Here is a 17,511-nt window from a genome sequence, read left to right on the forward strand (position 1 = left end):
CACGGCGTCGGCGGCCAGGTCCATGGCCCCGGCGATGGTGCGGGCCGCGGACGCGAGGTCCTTGAAGTGCTTGCCCTTGACCGTGTTCCAGTGCTTGTTGAGGGCCTCGATCGACTCGCCCTTGCTCGCCGAGAGCAGGCGCTCGACATGGTTGTTCGCGAGCTGACCGTCGTCCAGCAGGTCCTCGGCGAACTCACGGAGCGAGTCCGCCATGTCCCGGTAGGCGTCCTCGTCCACATTCGGCCAGGCCACACCGATCAGATCCAGCAGTGTGTCCGCCCAGTCCGGCACCGTGACAGACATGCTCCCCCGCCCTCCGTGGCCAAATTCGCTCAAACAGCCGAACAGTCCTATCACGAGACCGACCTGACGGGTAATCCGCACTCGCAAACCTGTGGGGGTCGGGGCCGCGGCCGGGAGGTCGAGGCAGCGCCGGTGGGCCGGGAGTTCAGGCGGAGGTCGGACGTGTTGTCGTCTGGCGGGTCTGCTTGATCAAGACGGCGGTGCCCCGGTCCAGGAGGCGTTCAGTGTGGCGTGTTCGGCGGGTGTGAACGCATCGGCGAGCGCCTGCTCGAGGACGGCCACCTCCTGGTAGGCGCGGTCCAGGAGGGCCCCGCGCGGGCCCGGCAAGATCCGAAAGAGACGTCCTAGCGGCATTGCCGATCGGTCCGGATCGGGCCGCCCGTCCGCCCGGGCACCGGTTTCCGGCCGGTTTGCGGCTGGACAGGTGGTCCCGTCCGCCGGACCATGGCGCGCAGGCGTGATGGCTTTCCAGGGGGAGGATCATCAGGATGAGCTCAGGTGACGGGGAATCAGGCGGGCAGCGGCCCTGGCAGCGGGCGCGCGCGAGCGGCGGTCAAGGGGCAGGTGGACCCGGCGGTCCGGCCGGGTCGGCGGGACTCCCCCATCCAGCGATTCCCCCGGGCGCACGGATGCCCGTCGCGGTGCGGAACCTTCGCGTACTGATGATGGTCCTGGGCGGCATGCAGGCCGTCCTCGGGCTCGCTCTGGTCACCAACAGCGTGGCCGTCGCCACAGCCGTCTGGGGCGAGGCCGATGCCTCCACGCCGTGTTGCGCCACGCCGGGCGAGGCGCATGCCGGGGTGGTGGTGTTCGTGGGACTGCTCGTGCTGGCGGTTGCCGCGTGGGGTGTCACCACCGCCCTCAAGTTCCCCACGCGCCATCAGGGTCTGCGCGTCTCCGCCTTCGTCTACGGGTGGACGGCGCTTCCCTTCACCTGGGCGTTCTTCCAGGTGATGCCCATTTTGGGACTGGTCTGGCTCGTACCGGCCATCCTGGCGATCGTCCGCCCCAACCAGCCGGAAAGCCGGGCCTGGTTCAGCCATCAGCCCATCTGACACGGGGGTGGCGGAACGATCCCTCTGGGGGCCTCCCGGGTGACACCGGGCGGCCCCCGGCCCGGCGTGCCGACGTGTGGCGGTCCGCTTCACCACCATGTGCCCGTGATCCCATCCCACTTGATCGGTGCGCTCTCCGCCCTCGCCCTGCTCGCGCCCGCCTCCGCGTACGCAGCCGCCGCTCCCGTCGCGCCTCCGGCCCCCGCCCCGGCCCGGCCGGGGAACTTCTTCGCCGACCTCCCCAAGGGCGGTGACCTGCACAACCACCTGTCCGGCGCGGTCACCACCGAGTTCCTGATCGAACTCGCCGCCGGGGACGGCCTGTGCATCACCACCGACACCACCACCGCGGTACCCCCGCCGTGCGGTCCGGGCACCCGGCCCGCCGCCGACGCCGTCACCGACGCGGCGTTCCGCCAGCAGGTCATCCGGGCCTGGTCGATGCAGGACTTCCCGGCCGACGGCAACGGCCACGACCACTTCTTCGCGACCTTCGGCAAGTTCGGCGAGGTGACCTGGCGCCACCCCGGCCGGATGCTCGCGGAGGTCGCCAACTCCGCGGCCCGGCAAAACCAGTTCTACCTGGAGACCATGATCTCCCCGGCCTCCGGCCCGGCCCGTGAACTCGCCGACCGGGCCGGCTACGACGCCGACCTCGACCGCATGCACGACAAGCTCGTCGCCGACGGCCTGGACGCGGTCGTCCGGCAGGCCCGCGTCGACGCCGATGCCACCGACGCCGAGTTCCGCACCTCCGCGCACTGCGACACCCCGCAGCCCGACGCCGCGTGCTCCCTGCCGTACCGCTGGATCTCCCAGGTCGCCCGCGCCGGCACCCCGCAGCGGGTGTTCACCCAGATGGCGCTCGGCATGCGGCTGGCCGAGCGCGACCCGCGCTTCGTCGCCGTCAACCTCGTGCAGCCGGAGGACGACCCGGTCGCCCTGCGCGACTACCGCCTGCACATGCGGATGCTGAACTACCTCAAGACCCAGTACCCGAAGGCCCACATCACCCTGCACGCGGGCGAGCTGGTGCCCGGCCTGGTCAAGCCGGAGGACCTCACCTTCCACATCAGGGAGGCCGCCCAGACGGGTCGCGCCGAGCGGATCGGGCACGGTGTGTCCGTCCTGCACGAGGACCGCTGGGAGTCGCTCATGCGCTACATGGCCGAGCGGCGGATCGCGGTCGAGGTCCCCTTCCACAGCAACGAGCAGATCCTGCGCGTCTCCGGTGACGCGCACCCCTTCGCCGCCTACCGCCGCCACGGCGTACCGGTCGTCCTCGCCACCGACGACCCGGGCGTGTCCCGGATCGACATCACCGACGAGTACCGCCGGGCCGCCGAGATGTACGGGCTCGGGTACCCGGAGCTGAAGGACCTGGCCCGGGCCTCCCTGGAGCACTCGTTCCTGCCCGGCCGCGGCCTGTGGAACCGTGACCTCCGCACCGGCTATCGGCCGACCGGGGCGTGCGCCCGCGAGCAGCAGGGCGCGGAGCGCCCGGGCGAGCGGTGCGCGCGCTTCCTGAGCGCCAGCCCGAAGGCACAGGTCGAGTGGCGGCAGGAGGCGGCCTTCCGGCTCTTCGAGGCCGACCACGCCCGCTCCACCCGCCCCGGCTCCCACTGACCCCGGGACCCCGGTCGTGACCCGGCCCGGCCCGCACCCCGCACGGGCGCGGGCCGGGCCTCTGCGCACGCCCACGCCGAGGGCGAGGGCTCCCGGTCGTCTCCCGTCACGCGTGAGGCCGTGACCCGCGTGGTGGACTCCCGGGTGCCGGATCCGTGACGAGCGCGCACAGTGGGGTCCTGAGGGCGGTAGGACCGCCCGAAACGACAGTGCGGCGATGGCCTCGGGCACACCCGTGCACCTCGTACGAGTCGCGCCGTGAAGCGCCCCGGCGCGGACGCGTGAGGATGGCCGCCATGACCCAGCCCGCCCAGTCCCCCGCGCCGAGCCCGGCGGACCACGTCATCGTGCTCTTCGGCGCCACGGGGGACCTGGCCCGGCGCAAGCTGCTGCCCGGCCTGTTCCATCTCGCCGAGGCGGGGCTGATGCCGCGGCGCTACCGCGTCGTCGGCTCCGCCCCGGCGGCCGAGGCCCTCACCGACGAGGAATTCCGCACCCACGCACGGCAGGCCGTGACAGAATTCGGGCGCTCCCGTCCCGAGGGCCCGGCGTGGCGGGAGTTCGAGTCCGCCCTGTCCTTCGGCTCCGCCGACGCGGACGCCCCCGAGCCGCTGGTGGAGGCGGTGCGCGCGGCCGAGCAGGCCGTCGGCGGCACTCCGCGCAGGCTCTTCCACCTCGCCGTCCCGCCCGTCGCGTTCACCTCCATGGTCGAGCTCCTCGGCGCCACCGGCCTCGCCCGGGACGCCCGGGTCATCGTCGAGAAGCCCTTCGGCACCGACCTCGCGTCCGCCCGCGCGCTCAACGCGGCCATTCACGCCGTGTTCGACGAGTCCCGCGTGTTCCGCATCGACCACTTCCTCGGCAAGGAGGCGGTGGACAACATCCTCGCCCTGCGGTTCGCCAACGGTTTGTTCGAGCCCCTATGGAACCGCGAGCACATCAGCCATGTGCAGATCGACGTGCCCGAGCAGATCGACATCCAGGGCCGCGCGCACTTCTTCGAGGGCACCGGAACATTCCGCGACATGATCGTCACGCACCTGTTCCAGCTGCTCGGTTTCATCGCCATGGAACCGCCGGTGGTCCTCGACGCGCAGTCGCTCCGGGACGAGCAGGTCAAGGTCTTCCGCAGCATGCGGCCGCTGGACCCGGCGCACGTCGTCCGCGGGCAGTACACCGGCTACCGCGCCGAGCCCGGGGTGGATCCGGGCTCGGACACCGAGACCTTCATCGGCCTGCGCGTCGAGATCGACAACTGGCGCTGGGCCGGGGTTCCCTTCCTGCTGCGCTCGGGCAAGGCACTGGCGGAGGGCCGGCACGTCGTCACCCTGGGCCTGCGCGAGCCCGTTCTGGCCATGTTCCCCCTGGACGCGCGCGCGGCGGCCGACGGGCGGGGCAACGAACTCGTCATCGACTTCGCCGACCCGGGCTCCCTCACCGCCCGGTTCCTCGTCAAGGAACCGGGCCCCTGGATGCAGTTGGCGGAGGGCCAGATGGTCTTCGGCTACCGCAGCTCCTTCACCGCCGACAACTCCCTTGAAGGCTACGAACACCTCCTCCTGGAGGCCATGCTCGGCGACCAGTCCTTCTTCACGCGGTCCGACGGCATCGAACGGCTGTGGGAGGTCTCGACCCCGTTGCTGGAAGCCCCGCGCCCCGTGGAGCCGTACGCCCCCGGATCCTGGGGACCCGACAGCATCGACGCGCTCGCCGCCCCGCACCGCTGGCAGCTTCCCGACCACGGCTGATGCGCGGGGTACCGGGCGAGGGAACGGAGTTGGGGACGCCGGCGTGGCTCGCGGCCGATCCGTTGATCGAGTCGGTCTCGCGCATCGCGAACACGTCCGGCGGGACCGTGCGGGTGGCGACGGACGGACGGCCGGTCGGGGACATCGCGCGGGATGTGGCGGCGGCCACCGGTCGGGCAGGGGCTTGATCCGCCGGCAGATCGGCCCGCCGCACCCGGGCCGCGGATAGTCTGCGTCATCATGATGCGCGCTTGGACACTACCGATGCTGCTCGTGGTCAGCGGCTCGCTCGTGGCGACCCCGCTGGCCCTCGGGGGGTCGCCCGGAACCGCCGTTGCCCTCCTGCTGCTGTTCGTCCTGCTCGCAGGTCTGCACTCACCGCTGGCGTTCCCGCGGTCGATCGGTGCGGTGGAGGCACAACGCCGCAGCGCGGCAGACGGCCGGCCGATCATCTACTGGCGGGCGGGCTGCACATACTGCCTGCGCCTGCGGATCCGGCTGGGCCGCAGCGCCCGCCGTGCGCACTGGGTCGACATCTGGCGCGATCCTGCCGGGGCGGCGGCGGTTCGGGAGGCCAACGACGGCAACGAGACCGTGCCGACGGTCGTGGTGGCCGGCCGTCCGCACGTCAACCCCGATCCCGCGTGGGTGCGGGCACAGCTCTCGCCCCGGACAGCGGCAGGGGCTTGAGGAGAGCACCCGGCTCGGCTCCGGTGTGCCGCAGGCGCCGGACCCGACGCGCAACGGTGCCCGCCGGGGCGGCGGGCACCGTGCTGCTCGGCGTCGCCGGCGTCAGGCGGTGGGGTGGAAGTTGATGCGCTCGCTCACCACCGGGAAGCCCGCCTTGGTGAAGTTCGCCGCCATCGGGAAGTTGCCCCGGTCCGTGGCTCCGGTGACGGCCTCCGCGCCGTGCTCCACCAGGTGGTGGGTGCACTCCGCGAGCAGGTCGTACGCGTAGCCGTGGCCGCGGTGTTCCGGCAGGACGCCGATGAAGCCGATGGTCGGTCCGGACGGGTTGTGCGCCGGGATGTGGATGCCGGCGAGCTCGCCCTCCGGGGTGCGCGCGAGCTGCCACCACTCCCGCGGGGAGGGGCACCAGTGGAAGAAGTCGAGTTCCTCCTGGGCCGCCCGGTCGAGTCCGTCCTCCTCGATGGCCTTCAGCGCGTGGGCGTCCAGGGTGGCCGCGTGGATGCGGCGCAGTGCGTCGAAGAAGACCGCGTCGTCGGGCTCGGCGCCGAAGACGAGTCGTCCGGGCCGCTCGGGCAGTCCGCGCTCCGGGGTCCAGCGGTAGAGGAAGCGCTCCACCAGGAGCTCGTAGCCGGCCGCCCGGGCCGCGGCGAAGCGCGTCTCGGCGGCGGCGGCCAGGTCGGGGTGTTCGCGCCAGTCGCCGGGAAGGTTGATCTCGAGTTCGACCTGCCACGGGGCGGAGCGCAGGAGTTCGGCCCCCGCCTCCGCCTCGCCCTCGGCGACGTCGAACCAGTTGACGTTGACGGGTTCCTTGTCATCGGAACCGCCCCACCAGGCACCGCGGGCGACGACCGTGCCGTCGCGCAGGGCCACCCGCTTCCAGTGGGGGCGGTGTGTGGTCCGCCGGTGCGCGGCACGGGCGTTCAGCGGGTCGGGGTGTGCGTCGAACAGATGGGCGTCGCTCTCGTCGAGCGCGCGGATGACCAGATCGGTCATGGAATCCTCCGGAACGGGTACTGCGTGGAGCGCCCCCGGTCGGATCAGACGTACCAGGCCGGGCTAACGGGGAGGGAGCGCTGGATGGTTGTGCACTGCATGACGCTCTCGCCTCCTTCCGTTCGTCTCGCGCGGCATGGCCCGGCGGCAGACGATACTTGATCGCCTACGGGGCCGTCCACGGTTTTCGACAGCAGGCGACAGCACGCGAGGACGACATGGTCATGAACGCTCCGCCCCCTTGGCACGCGCCGGTCGCGTGGCACGATGTGGACTCCCCCGCATTCCCCTACGCCGCCCGGGCCGACGGGCGCTGGCTGATCCTGCGGCTCAACGATTTTCCCGAGCATCCCCTCTACACGCTGTTCGTCGACGCGCGGGCCGTCGCCGACATGGACGACGTTCCGGTCGCCTGGCGGCTGCCTCCCCGTGTGCCCCTCCCCGCGCTCACGGCGCCGGAACGCGTCGAGGTACTGCGCCTCATGGCCGGCCTCGGGCCCTACGGGGCCGAGGCCCGTACCCCGTGCGAGGGTGACTACTGCACCTGCACCGTCCTCACCGACGCGTACGCCGCCACCTCGGCATCCCCCGCGGCGCCGCGTGACGCCGACGGCCCTGTGCAGTGACGTCCGGCTGGGCGGCGGTGCGCACCGCTGACGGGCGGGAGCAGCGGCCTCAGGCGCCGGCGGCCGGGCGTGGTGCGGTGATCCGGCGGACGGACTCCACCACCGCGGCCCGGTGCTCGGCGAGCCGCTCGGCGGCCCAGCCGGTGTCCGCCGCACCCGCCGCCGGGCCGCCCATCGCTCCGAACCAGGCCTGCGACAGGCCCATGACCAGCGTCAGTACGTCCGCCGCGGGCACTGCGGCATCGATCCGGCCCGCTTCCTGCGCCGTACGCACCGCCGCGATCTTGCCCTCGTAGGACGAGGACTCCGCGTCGGTGGACCCCGGGCGCTCCAGCTGCTTCCACAGCACGAGGCGCATCAGCGCGGGCCGCTCGACGAGGTGGTCGAAGACCGCCCCCGCATAGCCGGGCAGGTCGTCGACGTCGAACGCCACGGACTCCGAGCCCGTCTCCAGGGCCCTCTGGAGGACGGCGTCGAAGAGCTGCTCCTTGTTGCCGTAGTAGACGTAGATGAGCCTCTTGTTCGCCTGCGCCGCCTCGGCGATGCGGTCGACGCGCGCACCCGCGATGCCGTACGTGGCGAACTCGGTGAAGGCCGCGTCGAGCAGGCGCGCCTTGGTCGCGCTGGAATCCCGTGCCATGGGCCGCAGCCTAGCAAGTAACTATCCGGTTATTGACAAACAGAGCCGACGCGTCGCAGACTCTATCTATCCAGTTAGTTACTTACTCACGAGGAGCACACCATGGAGATCCGCGCACTGGGCAGCCAGGGCCTGAAGGTCGGCGCCGAGGGCCTCGGCCTCATGGGTATGAGCGCCCACTACGGCGCCACCGACGAGACCGAGTCCCTCGCCACGATCGACCGCGCACTGGAGCTGGGCGTCACCCTCCTCGACACCGCCGAGGGCTACGGCCCCTTCCGCAACGAGCAGCTGCTCGGCAAGGCCCTGTCGGGCCGCCGCGAAGCGGCCGTGGTCGCCACGAAGACCGGCATCGAGTTCACCGACGAGGGCGCCCTCCTCGGCCAGAACGCGAGCCCCGAGTACATCCGCCGCTCGGCCGACCGCTCCCTGCGCCACCTGGGCACCGACCACATCGACCTCTACTACCTGCACCGCGTCGACCCGAACGTGCCGATCGAGGAGAGCGTGGGCGCCCTGGCCGAGCTGGTCGAGGCCGGCAAGGTGCGCCACATCGGACTGTGCGAGGTCTCCCCCACCACGATCGCCCGCGCCCACGCCGTGCACCCGCTGACCGCCGTACAGACCGAGTACAGCCTCTTCGAGCGCGGCATCGAGCACGACGGCGTCCTCGACACCCTCCGCGAGCTCGGCATCGGGCTCGTCGCCTACTCCCCGCTCGGCCGGGGCTTCCTCTCCGGCGCCATCACCAGCCCGGACGACTTCGCCGCAGACGACTTCCGCCGCACCGACCCCCGGTTCCAGGGCGAAAACTTCCACCGCAACCTGGCCGTCGTGGACCAGGTGCGCCGGCTCGCCGCCGAGAAGGGCGTCACCCCCTCCCAGCTCGCCCTGGCCTGGACCCTGCAGCAGGGGGCGGTGCCCATCCCCGGCACCAAGCGCCGCCGCTACCTGGAGGAGAACCTCGCCGCCACCACCGTGACGATCACCCCGGCGGAGCTGGCCGCCATCGACGCCGTGGCACCGCACGGCGTGGCCTCGGGCGACCGCTACTCCCCCGAGCTGATGGGAACCCTGAACGGCTGATCCTGCCGATCTTGTGAGGGTGCGGGGACCGGCCGGGGGTGGCGGAACGGGGAAACGGTGGCAGCGCGGCGGACGGGCCCCAGGGGCCCTGTTCGACCCGGACGTCCCCGAGGCGGACGCCGCACTGCGGGACAACCACAGGCGCGTACCGGCCGACCGCGCGCGCCGCCGCCTGGGCGACCGTACGCGCCTCGGCGCTCTCCCCTGGGTCGGCCAGGGCTCCGGCTGGGCGGCCGGGACGCCCCGGCCGGGCTCACAGCATGACGTGCTTGACCTGGGTGTAGTCGAGGAGGCCCGCCATCGAGAGGTCGCTGCCGTAGCCCGAGTGCTTGACCCCGCCGTGGGGCATCTCGGAGACGGTGGTGCCATGGGTGTTCACCCAGACGATGCCGGTGTGCAGGGCCCGGGTCGCACGCATCGCGCGGTCGTGGTCCGTGGTCCACACGCTGGCGGCGAGGCCGTGGCGGACGTCGTTGGCCAGGCGCAGGGCCTCCGTCTCGTCCGCGAACGACTGGACGGTCACGACGGGCCCGAAGATCTCCTCCTGCACGATCTCGTCGTCCTGGCGCACACCGGCCACGACGGTGGGTTCGTGGAAGAAGCCGCTCCTCGGGAGACGGGCGCCGCCGGTGACGATCTCGGTGCGCGGTGGCAGCCGCTCGAGCAGGGACCGTACCGAAGCGAGCTGGGCGGCGTTGTTGAGGGGACCGAAGTCGGCGTCCGGCTCGTCCGGTGCGCCCGTGCGCAGCTTGCCCGCCTCGGCCGCGAAGGCGGCGAGGAAGGCGTCGTGCACGCGGTGGTGGACCAGGAGCCGGGTGGGCGCGGTGCAGTCCTGGCCGGCGTTGTAGTAGGCGACCGCGGCGAGGGCGGCGGCGGTCTGCTCGACGTCCACGTCGTCGTGGACCAGGACCGGGGCGTTGCCGCCGAGCTCCAGGTGGACCCGTTTGAGGTCCGCGGCCGCCGCCGCGGCGATCTGCCGTCCGGCGCGCACGCTGCCGGTGACCGCGATCAGGGCGACGTCGGGGTGGGCGGTGAGCGTGCGGCCCGTGTCACGGTCGCCGCAGACCACGTTGAGCACGCCCGGCGGCAGGTGCGCGGCCGCGACGCGGGCCAGCAGTGCGGACGACGAGGGGGTGGTGTCGGCCGGCTTGAGCACGGTCGTGTTGCCGGCGGCGATCGCCGGGGCGATCTTCCACACGGCCATCATCAGCGGGTAGTTCCACGGGGTGATCTGCGCGCAGACCCCGACCGGTTCGCGCCGCAACAGGGAGGTGCGGCCTTCCGTGTACTCGGCGGCGGCGACGCCCGGCAGGTTCCGCGCGGCGCCGGCGAAGAAGCGGACGGTGTCGACGATCGCGGGCAGCTCCTCGGTCCGGAACTGGCGGGGAGGCTTGCCGGTGTCGCCGGTCTCGGCGGCCACGAAGTCCTCCGCGTGCTGCTCGATGGCGTCGGCGACGGCGAGCAGGGCGCGCTGGCGCACGGCCGGAGTGGTCGCCGACCAGTGCGCGTACGCGGTCGCGGCTGCCGCGCAGGCTGCGTCCGTGTCGGCCCTGCCGGAGCGCGGGGCGTGGCCGTGCACCCGGCCGGTGGCGGGGTCGACCAGCTCCATCGTCTCGCCCGAGGCGGCGGGCCGGTCGACGCCCGCGATGTGGTTGAGCACGGTGCCGGTGTCAGCCACGGCGCAACGCCTCCTCGGCCGCGCCTCGTCCGGTGCGGACGGCGCCTTCCATGTAGCCGGCCACCCACTGGTCGGATCCGCAGACGTAGAAGGGTGGTTCGTGGGTGCCGTGGCGGGGGCCGACGGCCATGACGTCGCCGGGGGTCCACTGGGTGACGTACCCCTGGGTCCACGGGTCGGTGCCCCACATCCGGACGTAGGTGGCGAGCGGCCGGTGCGCTTCGTCGCCGTAGAGGCGGGCGATGTCGGCGAGCAGTTCGCGGGTGCGCAGCGGGCCGGGCATGCCGAGCAGGACGCCGAGCCTCTCGGGCGGTACGAGGGCGGAGAGGATGCCGTCGCTCTGCGGCCAGGTGCTGCCGAGGACGCCTTCGCACTCGGAGAGGCCGCTGCGGCCGAGGCCGTGCCAGAACGGCCGGTCGTACGCGGCCACGAACTTCGCGGCGAGCGCCTGGCGTTGGCGGTGCAGTGAGGCGAGGCGCTCCTCGCAGACGCCGGTGACGGCGACCGAGCGGAGCGGGCCGACGGGCAGGGCGCTGACGACGGCGTCGGCGGTGAGGGTCTCGCCCCCGGCGAGCCGTACGGAGCAGCGGCCCGGCCCTCGGACCGCGACGGCCTCGACGGGCGCGCCGGTGCGGATGCGTCCGCCGAGGCCGGCGGCCATGCGCAGGGCCACCGTGGCGGAGCCCTCGGCCACCCGCAATCCCTCCCAGGCCTCGTAGTCGTAGTGCTCGGGACCGTCCGTGGCGGATCCGGATCGGGCTGCGGGTACGGGGACGGCGGCGTGCTTGCGCAGGGCCGCGAGCAGGGAGGTGCGCTCGTACGAACCGTCGGCGAGGGCGAGTTGGCCGATCTCCCAGAGGCGGACGACGGCCGGGGTCGCTCCCTGGGCGCGCAGCCAGTCACCGACGGAGGAACGGTCGAGGGCGGTCGCGTCGGGGTGGGACCAGGGGTCGTCGGGGTCGACGGCCCCGGCGAGTGCGCAGAAGGCGGCGGTGACCTTCTGGTGGCAGGCGTCGTCGCCGGGGCCGAACCAGTGGGGCGGATCGCCCGCCGAGACGGCTTCGGGCGTGGCACGGGTGAGGGCCCCGGGTTCGGCGACGTAGCTGGGGACCAGGGTGAGGCCGAGTTCGGCGGCGAGGGTGAGGTAGGCGGTGTGGGCGCGGCCGACGACTTCTCCGCCGAGCTGGACCAGCCGGCCGTCGGGGAGTTCGGTCTGTTCGACGCGTCCGCCGACCCGGTCCCGGGCCTCGACGACGAGGACGTCGGCTCCGCCGGCGGCGAGGTCGCGTGCGGCGGCGAGGCCGGCCAGGCCCGCGCCGAGCACGATGACGTCGTGGTTCATGGGGGTGTTCCTTCGATCGGGGCGGAGTCGGGGGGAATCGGTGGCCGAGTCCCGGCGAAGCCGTGGCGGCTTCAGTCCAGGACGAGGCAGTGCTCGGGCTTCCAGCCGATCTCGACGCGCTCGCCGCCGCTCCAGCGGTCCTCCCTGCGGGAGCGGACCGTGTTCTGTTCCAGTACGGACACCGTGATGCCGGGGGCCAGTTCGATGAGGTAGGTGGTGGTGGGGCCGCAGTAGACGGTTTCGCGGACGACCCCTTCGGCGCGGGCCATGTCCGGCTCCAGGTCGGACAGCCATATCTTCTCGGGGCGGATCGACAGGTTGACCCTGCTGCCCTCGGCGACGGCGGGGCGGTGGCCGACGGGCAGCTCGGGCCCGTCGTCGAGGACGACCCGGCCGGAGCGGTAGGTGCCGGGGACGAGGTTGGAGGTGCCCATGAAGGAGGCCGTGAAGGTGTTCGTGGGGCGCTCGTACACGTCCTCGGGGGTTCCGCACTGCGCGACGCGGCCCTCGTTCATGACGGCGAGGCGGTCCGACATGGTCAGTGCCTCGTCCTGGTCGTGGGTGACGAAGACGAAGGTGATGCCGACCTCGCGCTGGATCTGCTTGAGCTCGACCTGCATCTGGCGGCGCAGCTTGAGGTCGAGGGCGGCCAGCGGTTCGTCGAGGAGCAGGACCTGGGGCCGGTTGACGAGGGCGCGGGCGAGCGCGACGCGTTGTTTCTGGCCGCCGGAGAGGGTGGCCGGCTTGCGGTTCGCCAGGTGGCCGAGCTGCACGAGGTCGAGCATGTCGCCGACCCGCTCGCGGATCTCGGCACGGCCGACGCCCTTGCGTTTGAGGCCGAAGGCCACGTTGTCCGCGAGCGAGAGGTGGTCGAAGAGGGCGTAGCTCTGGAAGACGGTGTTGACGTTGCGCTTGTTGGGCGGCAGGCCGGTGACGTCCTGGCCGTCGAGGAGGACGCTGCCGGCGGTGGGGTCGGAGAAGCCGCCGATCATCCGCAGGAGGCTGGTCTTCCCGCAGCCGGAGGGGCCGAGGAGGGAGAAGAACTCGCCGGGGGCGATGTCGAGTGCGACGTCGCGGACGGCGAAGGCGGAGCCCGCGGCGGCGTACTGCTTGCTGACGCCGTCGAGCCGGACGGCGGGAGTCGGGTGCACGGGTGCCGGCGTCATCGGGGTCGGGTGTGCGGGGGTCGGGGGCATGGCTGTCACTTCCCGGAGAGCAGATCGAGGCCGCCCCTGCGCCCGAACAGGCGCGGGATGGCGAGCGCGAGGACGATGAGGCCGATGGATCCGGCCAGCATCAGGGTGCCGACGGCGTTGATGGTGGGCTGCACGCCGAACCTGATCGCCGAGTAGATGCGCACGGACAGCGGCTGCGGGTCGACGCCGGTGGTGAAGTAGGCGAGGACGAAGTCGTCGAAGACGAGCGCGAAGATCAGCACCGCGGAGGCGAGGATGCTGGGGAGGAGCGCGGGCAGGGTCACCAGGCGCAGTGCCTGCCGGCGGGTGGCACCGAGGTCCATGGCGGCCTCCTCGACCTCCGGGTTGAGGGCGGCGATGCGGGAGCGGAGGATGACCGTCACGTAGGAGATGGAGAAGGTGATCTCGGCGAGCATCACGGTGGTGGTGGACAGGGTGATGCCGAGGCCCTTGAAGAGGAGCATCGCGGCGACGCCGGTGACGATCTCCGGGGTGATCAGCGGGACGAGCATGATCAGGCCGGCGAAGGAGCCGAGGCGGCTGCGGCTCCGTACGAGGCCCAGGGCCAGGGCCACGCCGAGGACGAGCGAGCCGGCCATGGCGACCAGGGACACCCGCAGGCTCATGCCGAGCGAGTCGAGGAGTACGTCGTCGTGGAGGAGGGCCGTGTACCAGCGGAGGCTGACCCCGTCGAGGACGGTGAGGGATTTCTGGGAGTTGAAGGAGAACAGGACGACGACGCCGACGGGAAGGTAGAGAAGGGCGAAGAAGAGGGCGGTGACCGCCAGGGCGAAGCGGGGGCGGCGCTCGGCTCCGCGTCGGCGGCGGCGTTGCTTCTGCCGCTGCTGCTGCGGCTGTTGCTGCTCCTTCTGCCGCTGCTGGGTCCTGGTGCTCATCGGGTGGCCTCCGCCTCGTCCTTGCGGGTGCGTCGCAGGTAGCCGAGCATCCCGAGGAACAGGACCGCCATCAGCAGCATGGTGAGCGCCGAGCCGAGCGGCCAGTTCTGGCCCTGGAAGAACTTGTCCTGGATCAGGTTGCCGATCATGATCTGGTCGGGTCCTCCCATGAGCTGGGCGCTGACGAAGTCGCCCATGGCGGGCAGGAAGACGAGGACGCAGCCGGCAGCCGCTCCCTGCCGGGTGGCGGGGACGGTGACGAAGAGGAAGGTGCGCAGGGGGCCGCCGTAGAGGTCGCGGCCGGCCTCGATGAGCGAGGTGTCCATGCGTTCCATCGCCGCGTACAGCGGGATGATCATGAAGACGACGAAGCCGTAGACGAGTCCGGCGATGACCCCCACGCCGGTCTGCAGGATCTTGGTGTCGCCGTCGGCGAGCCCGATCGCGCGCAGGGCCTTCAGCAGGGGCCCGTCGTCGGAGAGGACGACGGACCAGCCGTACATCCGCACCAGGTAGTTGGCGAAGAACGGGACGACGATGGCGGCGATCAGCAGGTTCTTGAAGCGGCCGCCGCGCAGCGCGATGGCGTAGGCGACCGGATAGGCCACGGCCAGGCTGATGAGGCAGGTGATCAGCGCGTAGCCGAGGGAGCGCAGCAGGACGGTGCGGTAGGCGGGGTCGGCCAGCGCGGTGAGGTTGGCGAAGTTGAGGCCGAAGCGCGGGTTGCCGAGCGGGTCGGTGGTGCCGAGCGCGAGGGTGGCGACGAGGAGGAGGGAGGCGACGAGGAAGCCGGTCATCCAGAGGGTGCCGGGGAGCAGGAGCCAGGTCCACAGGCGCGGCTGGGACCGGGCGCGGGTGCGTGCCATGTCAGCCGGCCTTCACGTCGGTCCAGGCGGCGTCGCGGGCCTGTTCGGCCCGGGCGTCGGCGTTGCGGAAGAAGAGGTCGGCGCCCAGGTCGGCGGCGGTCACCACGCACTGGGGGAACGGCTCGACGAGGGCCGCGTACGTGTCCTCCGTGCCGCGGACCGGCATCGGGTAGCCGATGTACTCGATGTTCTTCTTCACGTTCTCCGGGCGGAGCATGTAGTCGATGAAGAGCATCGCGGTGCCGGGGTGCTGCGCGTTGGCGGGGATGGCGTAACAGTCGGAGTTGACGGGCGCTCCCTCGCGGGCGACCTCGAAGCCGAAGACCTTCGGGTCCTCGGCCTGGGCGAGCATGGCGGCCATGTCTCCGCTCCATGCCTGGGTCATGTCGGCGTTGCCGTTGAGGAGGTTGTTGTAGCTGTCGCTGGAGAAGCCGCGCAGGCGGGGGCGGAGCGAGCGCAGGGTGTCGGTGACGCGGGCGAGATCACCGTGGTCGCCGGTGGTGAGGTCGAGGCCGAGCTTGAGTGCGCCCAGGCCGAGCACCTCGTCCCGGTCGTCGAGGACGAAGACCTTGCCCTTGGCCTTCTCGTTCCACAGGTCGTTCCAGGAGCCGGTCAGGTCGCCGAGCCGGTCCCGGCGCCAGCCGATGCCGGTCTTGTACATGGTGAAGGGGACGGTGTGCGCGGAGCGGGGGTCGTACCAGGGGTCGGCGAAGTAGCCGTAGCCGCCGAACACGGCCTCGGCGTTGCGCAGCCGGGAGTGGTCGATCGTACGGAGCCGCGCGCCGGTGGCGAGGCGCTGGGCCCATTTCGCGGTGGGGAAGATGATGTCGTAGCGGTTGCCCGCGTTGAGTTTGGCGGCCATGCCCTCCATGGAGTCGTAGTTGGACTGGACGACCTTGACGCCGTACTCCTTCTGGAAGCCTTCGAAGACGGTGGGGTCGACGAAGTCCGCCCAGTTGAAGTAGACGAGGTCGCCGTCGACCTTGACGTCGATGGGGGCTTCCGCGGTCGCCCTGCCGTCCGGGTCGTCCGCGGAGGCGAAGCCGCAGCCGGCGGCGGTGAGGGCGAGGGCGGCGGCGGTGCCGGCGCGGAGGAACGAGCGTCTGGTCGGGGGGAGTGCCTCGGGGGACATGGGGTCCTCTCCGTAGGGGCCGCAGGGGGACGGCGGGAACGAGCGGTGCCGGGGGGCTCGGTCATTGCGGTGGTCGCGGCGCGGCGGGTATGCGGGGCGCTGCGCTGCGTTGCGCACGTGCGGTCGTGCGGTCGTGCGGTCGTGCGGGGCGTACGGGGCGTACGGGCGGCAGTGGCCTACGGCTCGGCGCCGTCGAGGGCGGCCCGGATGCGGCCGGCGAACCAGCCGACCGCCGACTCGCGGCGTGACAGCGGTCCGGGCTCGAACCCGGGGGTGGAGAGCCCCTTCTGCACGCGGGCGACCAGTTCGGCGTCCTCGTCGTTGGTGATCCAGCCGATGTGGATGTTCAGGCGGCGGGCGAGGCGGGTCCGCAGGCCGGTGCCGCGGCGGGTGTAGAACGCGCCGGGTACGGCCACGCGGTCCACCGCCGTGGGGATCGCCGTCCACGCCAGCACGTGGTCGGGGTAGAAGTCGATGAGGGTGTTCGGGTAGATGACCGCGTACCGCCAGATCCGGCGGTCGGCCTCGGCGAGGCCGGGCATGGGTGCGGCGATGCGCTGGTAGAGGCGTTCCGCCCAGTTCGAGGACGGCTTGTCGCGCAGGGGCGAGGCGAAGAGCGCGTAGGACTCCTCGATCTCGCAGGTGTAGCCCTGGTAGTCGAGCAGCCGCATCAGGCCGGGGTGGGCGACGGGGACGTGGTAGCCCTCCAGGTAGTTGTCGACCGCCACCTTCCAGTTGGCCTGCTGCACTTCGGCGGAGCCGAGGTCGTGGATACGGGCGCGGCCGATCGGCACCAGGTCGGCGCCGGCGTAGTGGCCGACCGCCTCCGCGAGGCCCGCGCAGCTCTCGGCCAGCGGTACGGCGTCCAGGTCGAGGTTGACGAAGACGAAGCCGAGGAAGGACTCGACGCGGGCCGGGAAGAGGCCGAGCTTCGGCTTGTCGAGGCAGGGGATCTGGCGTGCCTCCGGGGCGCCGACCAGGCTTCCGTCGAGGCGGTAGGTCCAGCCGTGGTACGGACAGCGGATCGCCTTGCCGTTCGGTTCGGGGGTGGTGACCAGGCGCGTTCCGCGGTGGCGGCAGACGTTGAGGTGCGCGGCGAGGCCGCCGTCCTCGGTGCGGACCACCAGGACCTCCCGGTCCGCGACCGTGGCGGCGAGCCGTGCTCCCGGGTCAGGCAGGTCGGACTCGTGGCAGACGAGCTGCCACGACCTGGCGAAGACGTGCCGGGTCTCGGCGGCGGCGATCCCGGGGTCGGTGTAGTAGCGGGCGGGGAGGGCGGACCCGGGGGTGCCGGGAGCGGGGGCGCCGGAGGCGGGGGCCTCGGCGGCAGCGGCAGCGACCTCGGGAGCAGAAGCGGCAGCGGTCTCGGGAGCGGCAGCGGCAGCGGTCTCGGGAGCGGCAGCGGCAGCGGTCTCGGGAGCGGCAGCGGCCTGGCCCGGCGGGCCGGTCCGGTCGGACGGTCCGGGCCGCTCGTGGCGGTCTGCGTGGTCGATCGGTGTTCCGGGGGCTCTTGAGTGCATCGGTGACTCCTCCGTGCCGCGTGCGGCGTTCGGTGTCGGCGTGCGATGGCGAGGCAAGGCAAGGGGGACCCAACGGCGGGCAGGCGGTCGGGGCGGGAAGCCGGGACCAGGCTG

17 protein-coding genes are annotated in these 17,511 nt (G+C 72.2%); 6 read left to right on the forward strand and 11 right to left on the reverse strand.

Annotated features, from left to right (window positions below):
- Window positions 1-303: hypothetical protein (locus ACGFZK_RS00005; RefSeq protein WP_393846518.1), on the reverse strand; the 303-nt coding region annotated here is incomplete at its 3' end.
- 189 nt (window positions 304-492) lie between these two features.
- Window positions 493-630 (reverse strand): hypothetical protein, encoded by a 138-nt coding sequence (locus tag ACGFZK_RS00010; protein WP_393846519.1) that lies wholly within the window; start codon window positions 628-630, stop codon window positions 493-495.
- A gap of 314 nt (window positions 631-944) precedes the next feature.
- Between ACGFZK_RS00010 and ACGFZK_RS00015 the strand changes: the two genes are divergently transcribed.
- The 4 genes from ACGFZK_RS00015 (at window position 945) to ACGFZK_RS00030 (ending at window position 5,422) form a co-directional block, all read left to right on the forward strand.
- A complete protein-coding gene (locus ACGFZK_RS00015) occupies window positions 945-1,358 on the forward strand; it encodes a hypothetical protein (protein WP_393846520.1) in 414 nt (137 codons plus the stop codon).
- Window positions 1,359-1,463: 105 nt separating this feature from the next.
- Entirely contained in the window at window positions 1,464-2,984 is a 1,521-nt protein-coding gene (locus ACGFZK_RS00020) for an adenosine deaminase (RefSeq protein WP_393846521.1), read from the forward strand.
- A 296-nt stretch (window positions 2,985-3,280) separates the two neighbouring features.
- Window positions 3,281-4,732, forward strand: coding sequence for a glucose-6-phosphate dehydrogenase (gene zwf, locus ACGFZK_RS00025; protein WP_393846522.1), 1,452 nt, complete (start codon window positions 3,281-3,283; stop codon window positions 4,730-4,732).
- A gap of 240 nt (window positions 4,733-4,972) precedes the next feature.
- Window positions 4,973-5,422, forward strand: a complete 450-nt coding sequence (locus tag ACGFZK_RS00030) for a glutaredoxin domain-containing protein (RefSeq protein WP_393846523.1) — start codon at window positions 4,973-4,975, stop codon at window positions 5,420-5,422.
- Window positions 5,423-5,524: 102 nt separating this feature from the next.
- On the opposite strand, the gene ACGFZK_RS00035 is transcribed toward ACGFZK_RS00030, so the two are convergent.
- A complete protein-coding gene (locus ACGFZK_RS00035) occupies window positions 5,525-6,415 on the reverse strand; it encodes a GNAT family N-acetyltransferase (protein ID WP_393846524.1) in 891 nt (296 codons plus the stop codon).
- Window positions 6,416-6,639: 224 nt separating this feature from the next.
- On the opposite strand from ACGFZK_RS00035, the gene ACGFZK_RS00040 reads away from it, so the two are divergent.
- A complete protein-coding gene (locus tag ACGFZK_RS00040) occupies window positions 6,640-7,041 on the forward strand; it encodes a hypothetical protein (RefSeq protein WP_393846525.1) in 402 nt (133 codons plus the stop codon).
- A gap of 49 nt (window positions 7,042-7,090) precedes the next feature.
- Here ACGFZK_RS00040 and ACGFZK_RS00045 read toward each other — a convergent pair whose 3' ends face one another.
- A complete protein-coding gene (locus tag ACGFZK_RS00045; RefSeq protein ID WP_393846526.1) occupies window positions 7,091-7,681 on the reverse strand; it encodes a TetR family transcriptional regulator in 591 nt (196 codons plus the stop codon).
- Between the two features lie 102 nt (window positions 7,682-7,783).
- Here ACGFZK_RS00045 and ACGFZK_RS00050 point away from each other — a divergent pair, with 102 nt between their 5' ends.
- Window positions 7,784-8,767, forward strand: coding sequence for an aldo/keto reductase (locus ACGFZK_RS00050; protein ID WP_393846527.1), 984 nt, complete (start codon window positions 7,784-7,786; stop codon window positions 8,765-8,767).
- Between the two features lie 253 nt (window positions 8,768-9,020).
- On the opposite strand, the gene ACGFZK_RS00055 is transcribed toward ACGFZK_RS00050, so the two are convergent.
- The 7 genes from ACGFZK_RS00055 to ACGFZK_RS00085 all read right to left on the reverse strand — a co-directional run bounded on the left by ACGFZK_RS00055 (window position 9,021) and on the right by ACGFZK_RS00085 (window position 17,397).
- A complete protein-coding gene (locus tag ACGFZK_RS00055) occupies window positions 9,021-10,445 on the reverse strand; it encodes an aminobutyraldehyde dehydrogenase (protein WP_393846528.1) in 1,425 nt (474 codons plus the stop codon).
- Entirely contained in the window at window positions 10,438-11,787 is a 1,350-nt protein-coding gene (locus ACGFZK_RS00060; RefSeq protein WP_393846529.1) for a flavin monoamine oxidase family protein, read from the reverse strand. The genes ACGFZK_RS00055 and ACGFZK_RS00060 overlap by 8 nt, the downstream gene beginning before the upstream one ends.
- A gap of 71 nt (window positions 11,788-11,858) precedes the next feature.
- A complete protein-coding gene (locus ACGFZK_RS00065; RefSeq protein ID WP_393846530.1) occupies window positions 11,859-12,953 on the reverse strand; it encodes an ABC transporter ATP-binding protein in 1,095 nt (364 codons plus the stop codon).
- A gap of 35 nt (window positions 12,954-12,988) precedes the next feature.
- The gene (locus tag ACGFZK_RS00070) at window positions 12,989-13,879 is read right to left on the reverse strand and encodes an ABC transporter permease (RefSeq protein WP_393846531.1); all 891 of its coding nucleotides are present in this window, start codon (window positions 13,877-13,879) and stop codon (window positions 12,989-12,991) included.
- Window positions 13,876-14,745 (reverse strand): ABC transporter permease, encoded by an 870-nt coding sequence (locus ACGFZK_RS00075; RefSeq protein ID WP_393846532.1) that lies wholly within the window; start codon window positions 14,743-14,745, stop codon window positions 13,876-13,878. The genes ACGFZK_RS00070 and ACGFZK_RS00075 overlap by 4 nt, the downstream gene beginning before the upstream one ends.
- 1 nt (window position 14,746) lies before the next feature.
- Window positions 14,747-15,877 (reverse strand): spermidine/putrescine ABC transporter substrate-binding protein, encoded by a 1,131-nt coding sequence (locus ACGFZK_RS00080; protein WP_393846533.1) that lies wholly within the window; start codon window positions 15,875-15,877, stop codon window positions 14,747-14,749.
- A gap of 176 nt (window positions 15,878-16,053) precedes the next feature.
- Window positions 16,054-17,397, reverse strand: coding sequence for an aromatic ring-hydroxylating dioxygenase subunit alpha (locus ACGFZK_RS00085; RefSeq protein ID WP_393846534.1), 1,344 nt, complete (start codon window positions 17,395-17,397; stop codon window positions 16,054-16,056).
- Window positions 17,398-17,511 lie beyond the last annotated feature (114 nt).

Origin of the sequence: Streptomyces sp. NPDC048257 (assembly GCF_043201855.1) — a bacterium.
Taxonomy (GTDB): Bacteria; Actinomycetota; Actinomycetes; order Streptomycetales; family Streptomycetaceae; genus Streptomyces.

What these genes read in the sequence shown, in the direction of transcription:
- ACGFZK_RS00070 (WP_393846531.1), bottom strand. Translation starts at nt 13,879, where the DNA reads ATGAGCACCAGGACCCAGCAGCGGCAGAAGGAGCAGCAACAGCCGCAG.
- zwf (WP_393846522.1), top strand. Translation starts at nt 3,281, where the DNA reads ATGACCCAGCCCGCCCAGTCCCCCGCGCCGAGCCCGGCGGACCACGTC.
- ACGFZK_RS00050 (WP_393846527.1), top strand. Translation starts at nt 7,784, where the DNA reads ATGGAGATCCGCGCACTGGGCAGCCAGGGCCTGAAGGTCGGCGCCGAG.
- ACGFZK_RS00080 (WP_393846533.1), bottom strand. Translation starts at nt 15,877, where the DNA reads ATGTCCCCCGAGGCACTCCCCCCGACCAGACGCTCGTTCCTCCGCGCC.
- ACGFZK_RS00085 (WP_393846534.1), bottom strand. Translation starts at nt 17,397, where the DNA reads ATGCACTCAAGAGCCCCCGGAACACCGATCGACCACGCAGACCGCCAC.
- ACGFZK_RS00040 (WP_393846525.1), top strand. Translation starts at nt 6,640, where the DNA reads ATGAACGCTCCGCCCCCTTGGCACGCGCCGGTCGCGTGGCACGATGTG.
- ACGFZK_RS00060 (WP_393846529.1), bottom strand. Translation starts at nt 11,787, where the DNA reads ATGAACCACGACGTCATCGTGCTCGGCGCGGGCCTGGCCGGCCTCGCC.
- ACGFZK_RS00045 (WP_393846526.1), bottom strand. Translation starts at nt 7,681, where the DNA reads ATGGCACGGGATTCCAGCGCGACCAAGGCGCGCCTGCTCGACGCGGCC.
- ACGFZK_RS00030 (WP_393846523.1), top strand. Translation starts at nt 4,973, where the DNA reads ATGATGCGCGCTTGGACACTACCGATGCTGCTCGTGGTCAGCGGCTCG.
- ACGFZK_RS00075 (WP_393846532.1), bottom strand. Translation starts at nt 14,745, where the DNA reads ATGGCACGCACCCGCGCCCGGTCCCAGCCGCGCCTGTGGACCTGGCTC.
- ACGFZK_RS00065 (WP_393846530.1), bottom strand. Translation starts at nt 12,953, where the DNA reads ATGACGCCGGCACCCGTGCACCCGACTCCCGCCGTCCGGCTCGACGGC.
- ACGFZK_RS00035 (WP_393846524.1), bottom strand. Translation starts at nt 6,415, where the DNA reads ATGACCGATCTGGTCATCCGCGCGCTCGACGAGAGCGACGCCCATCTG.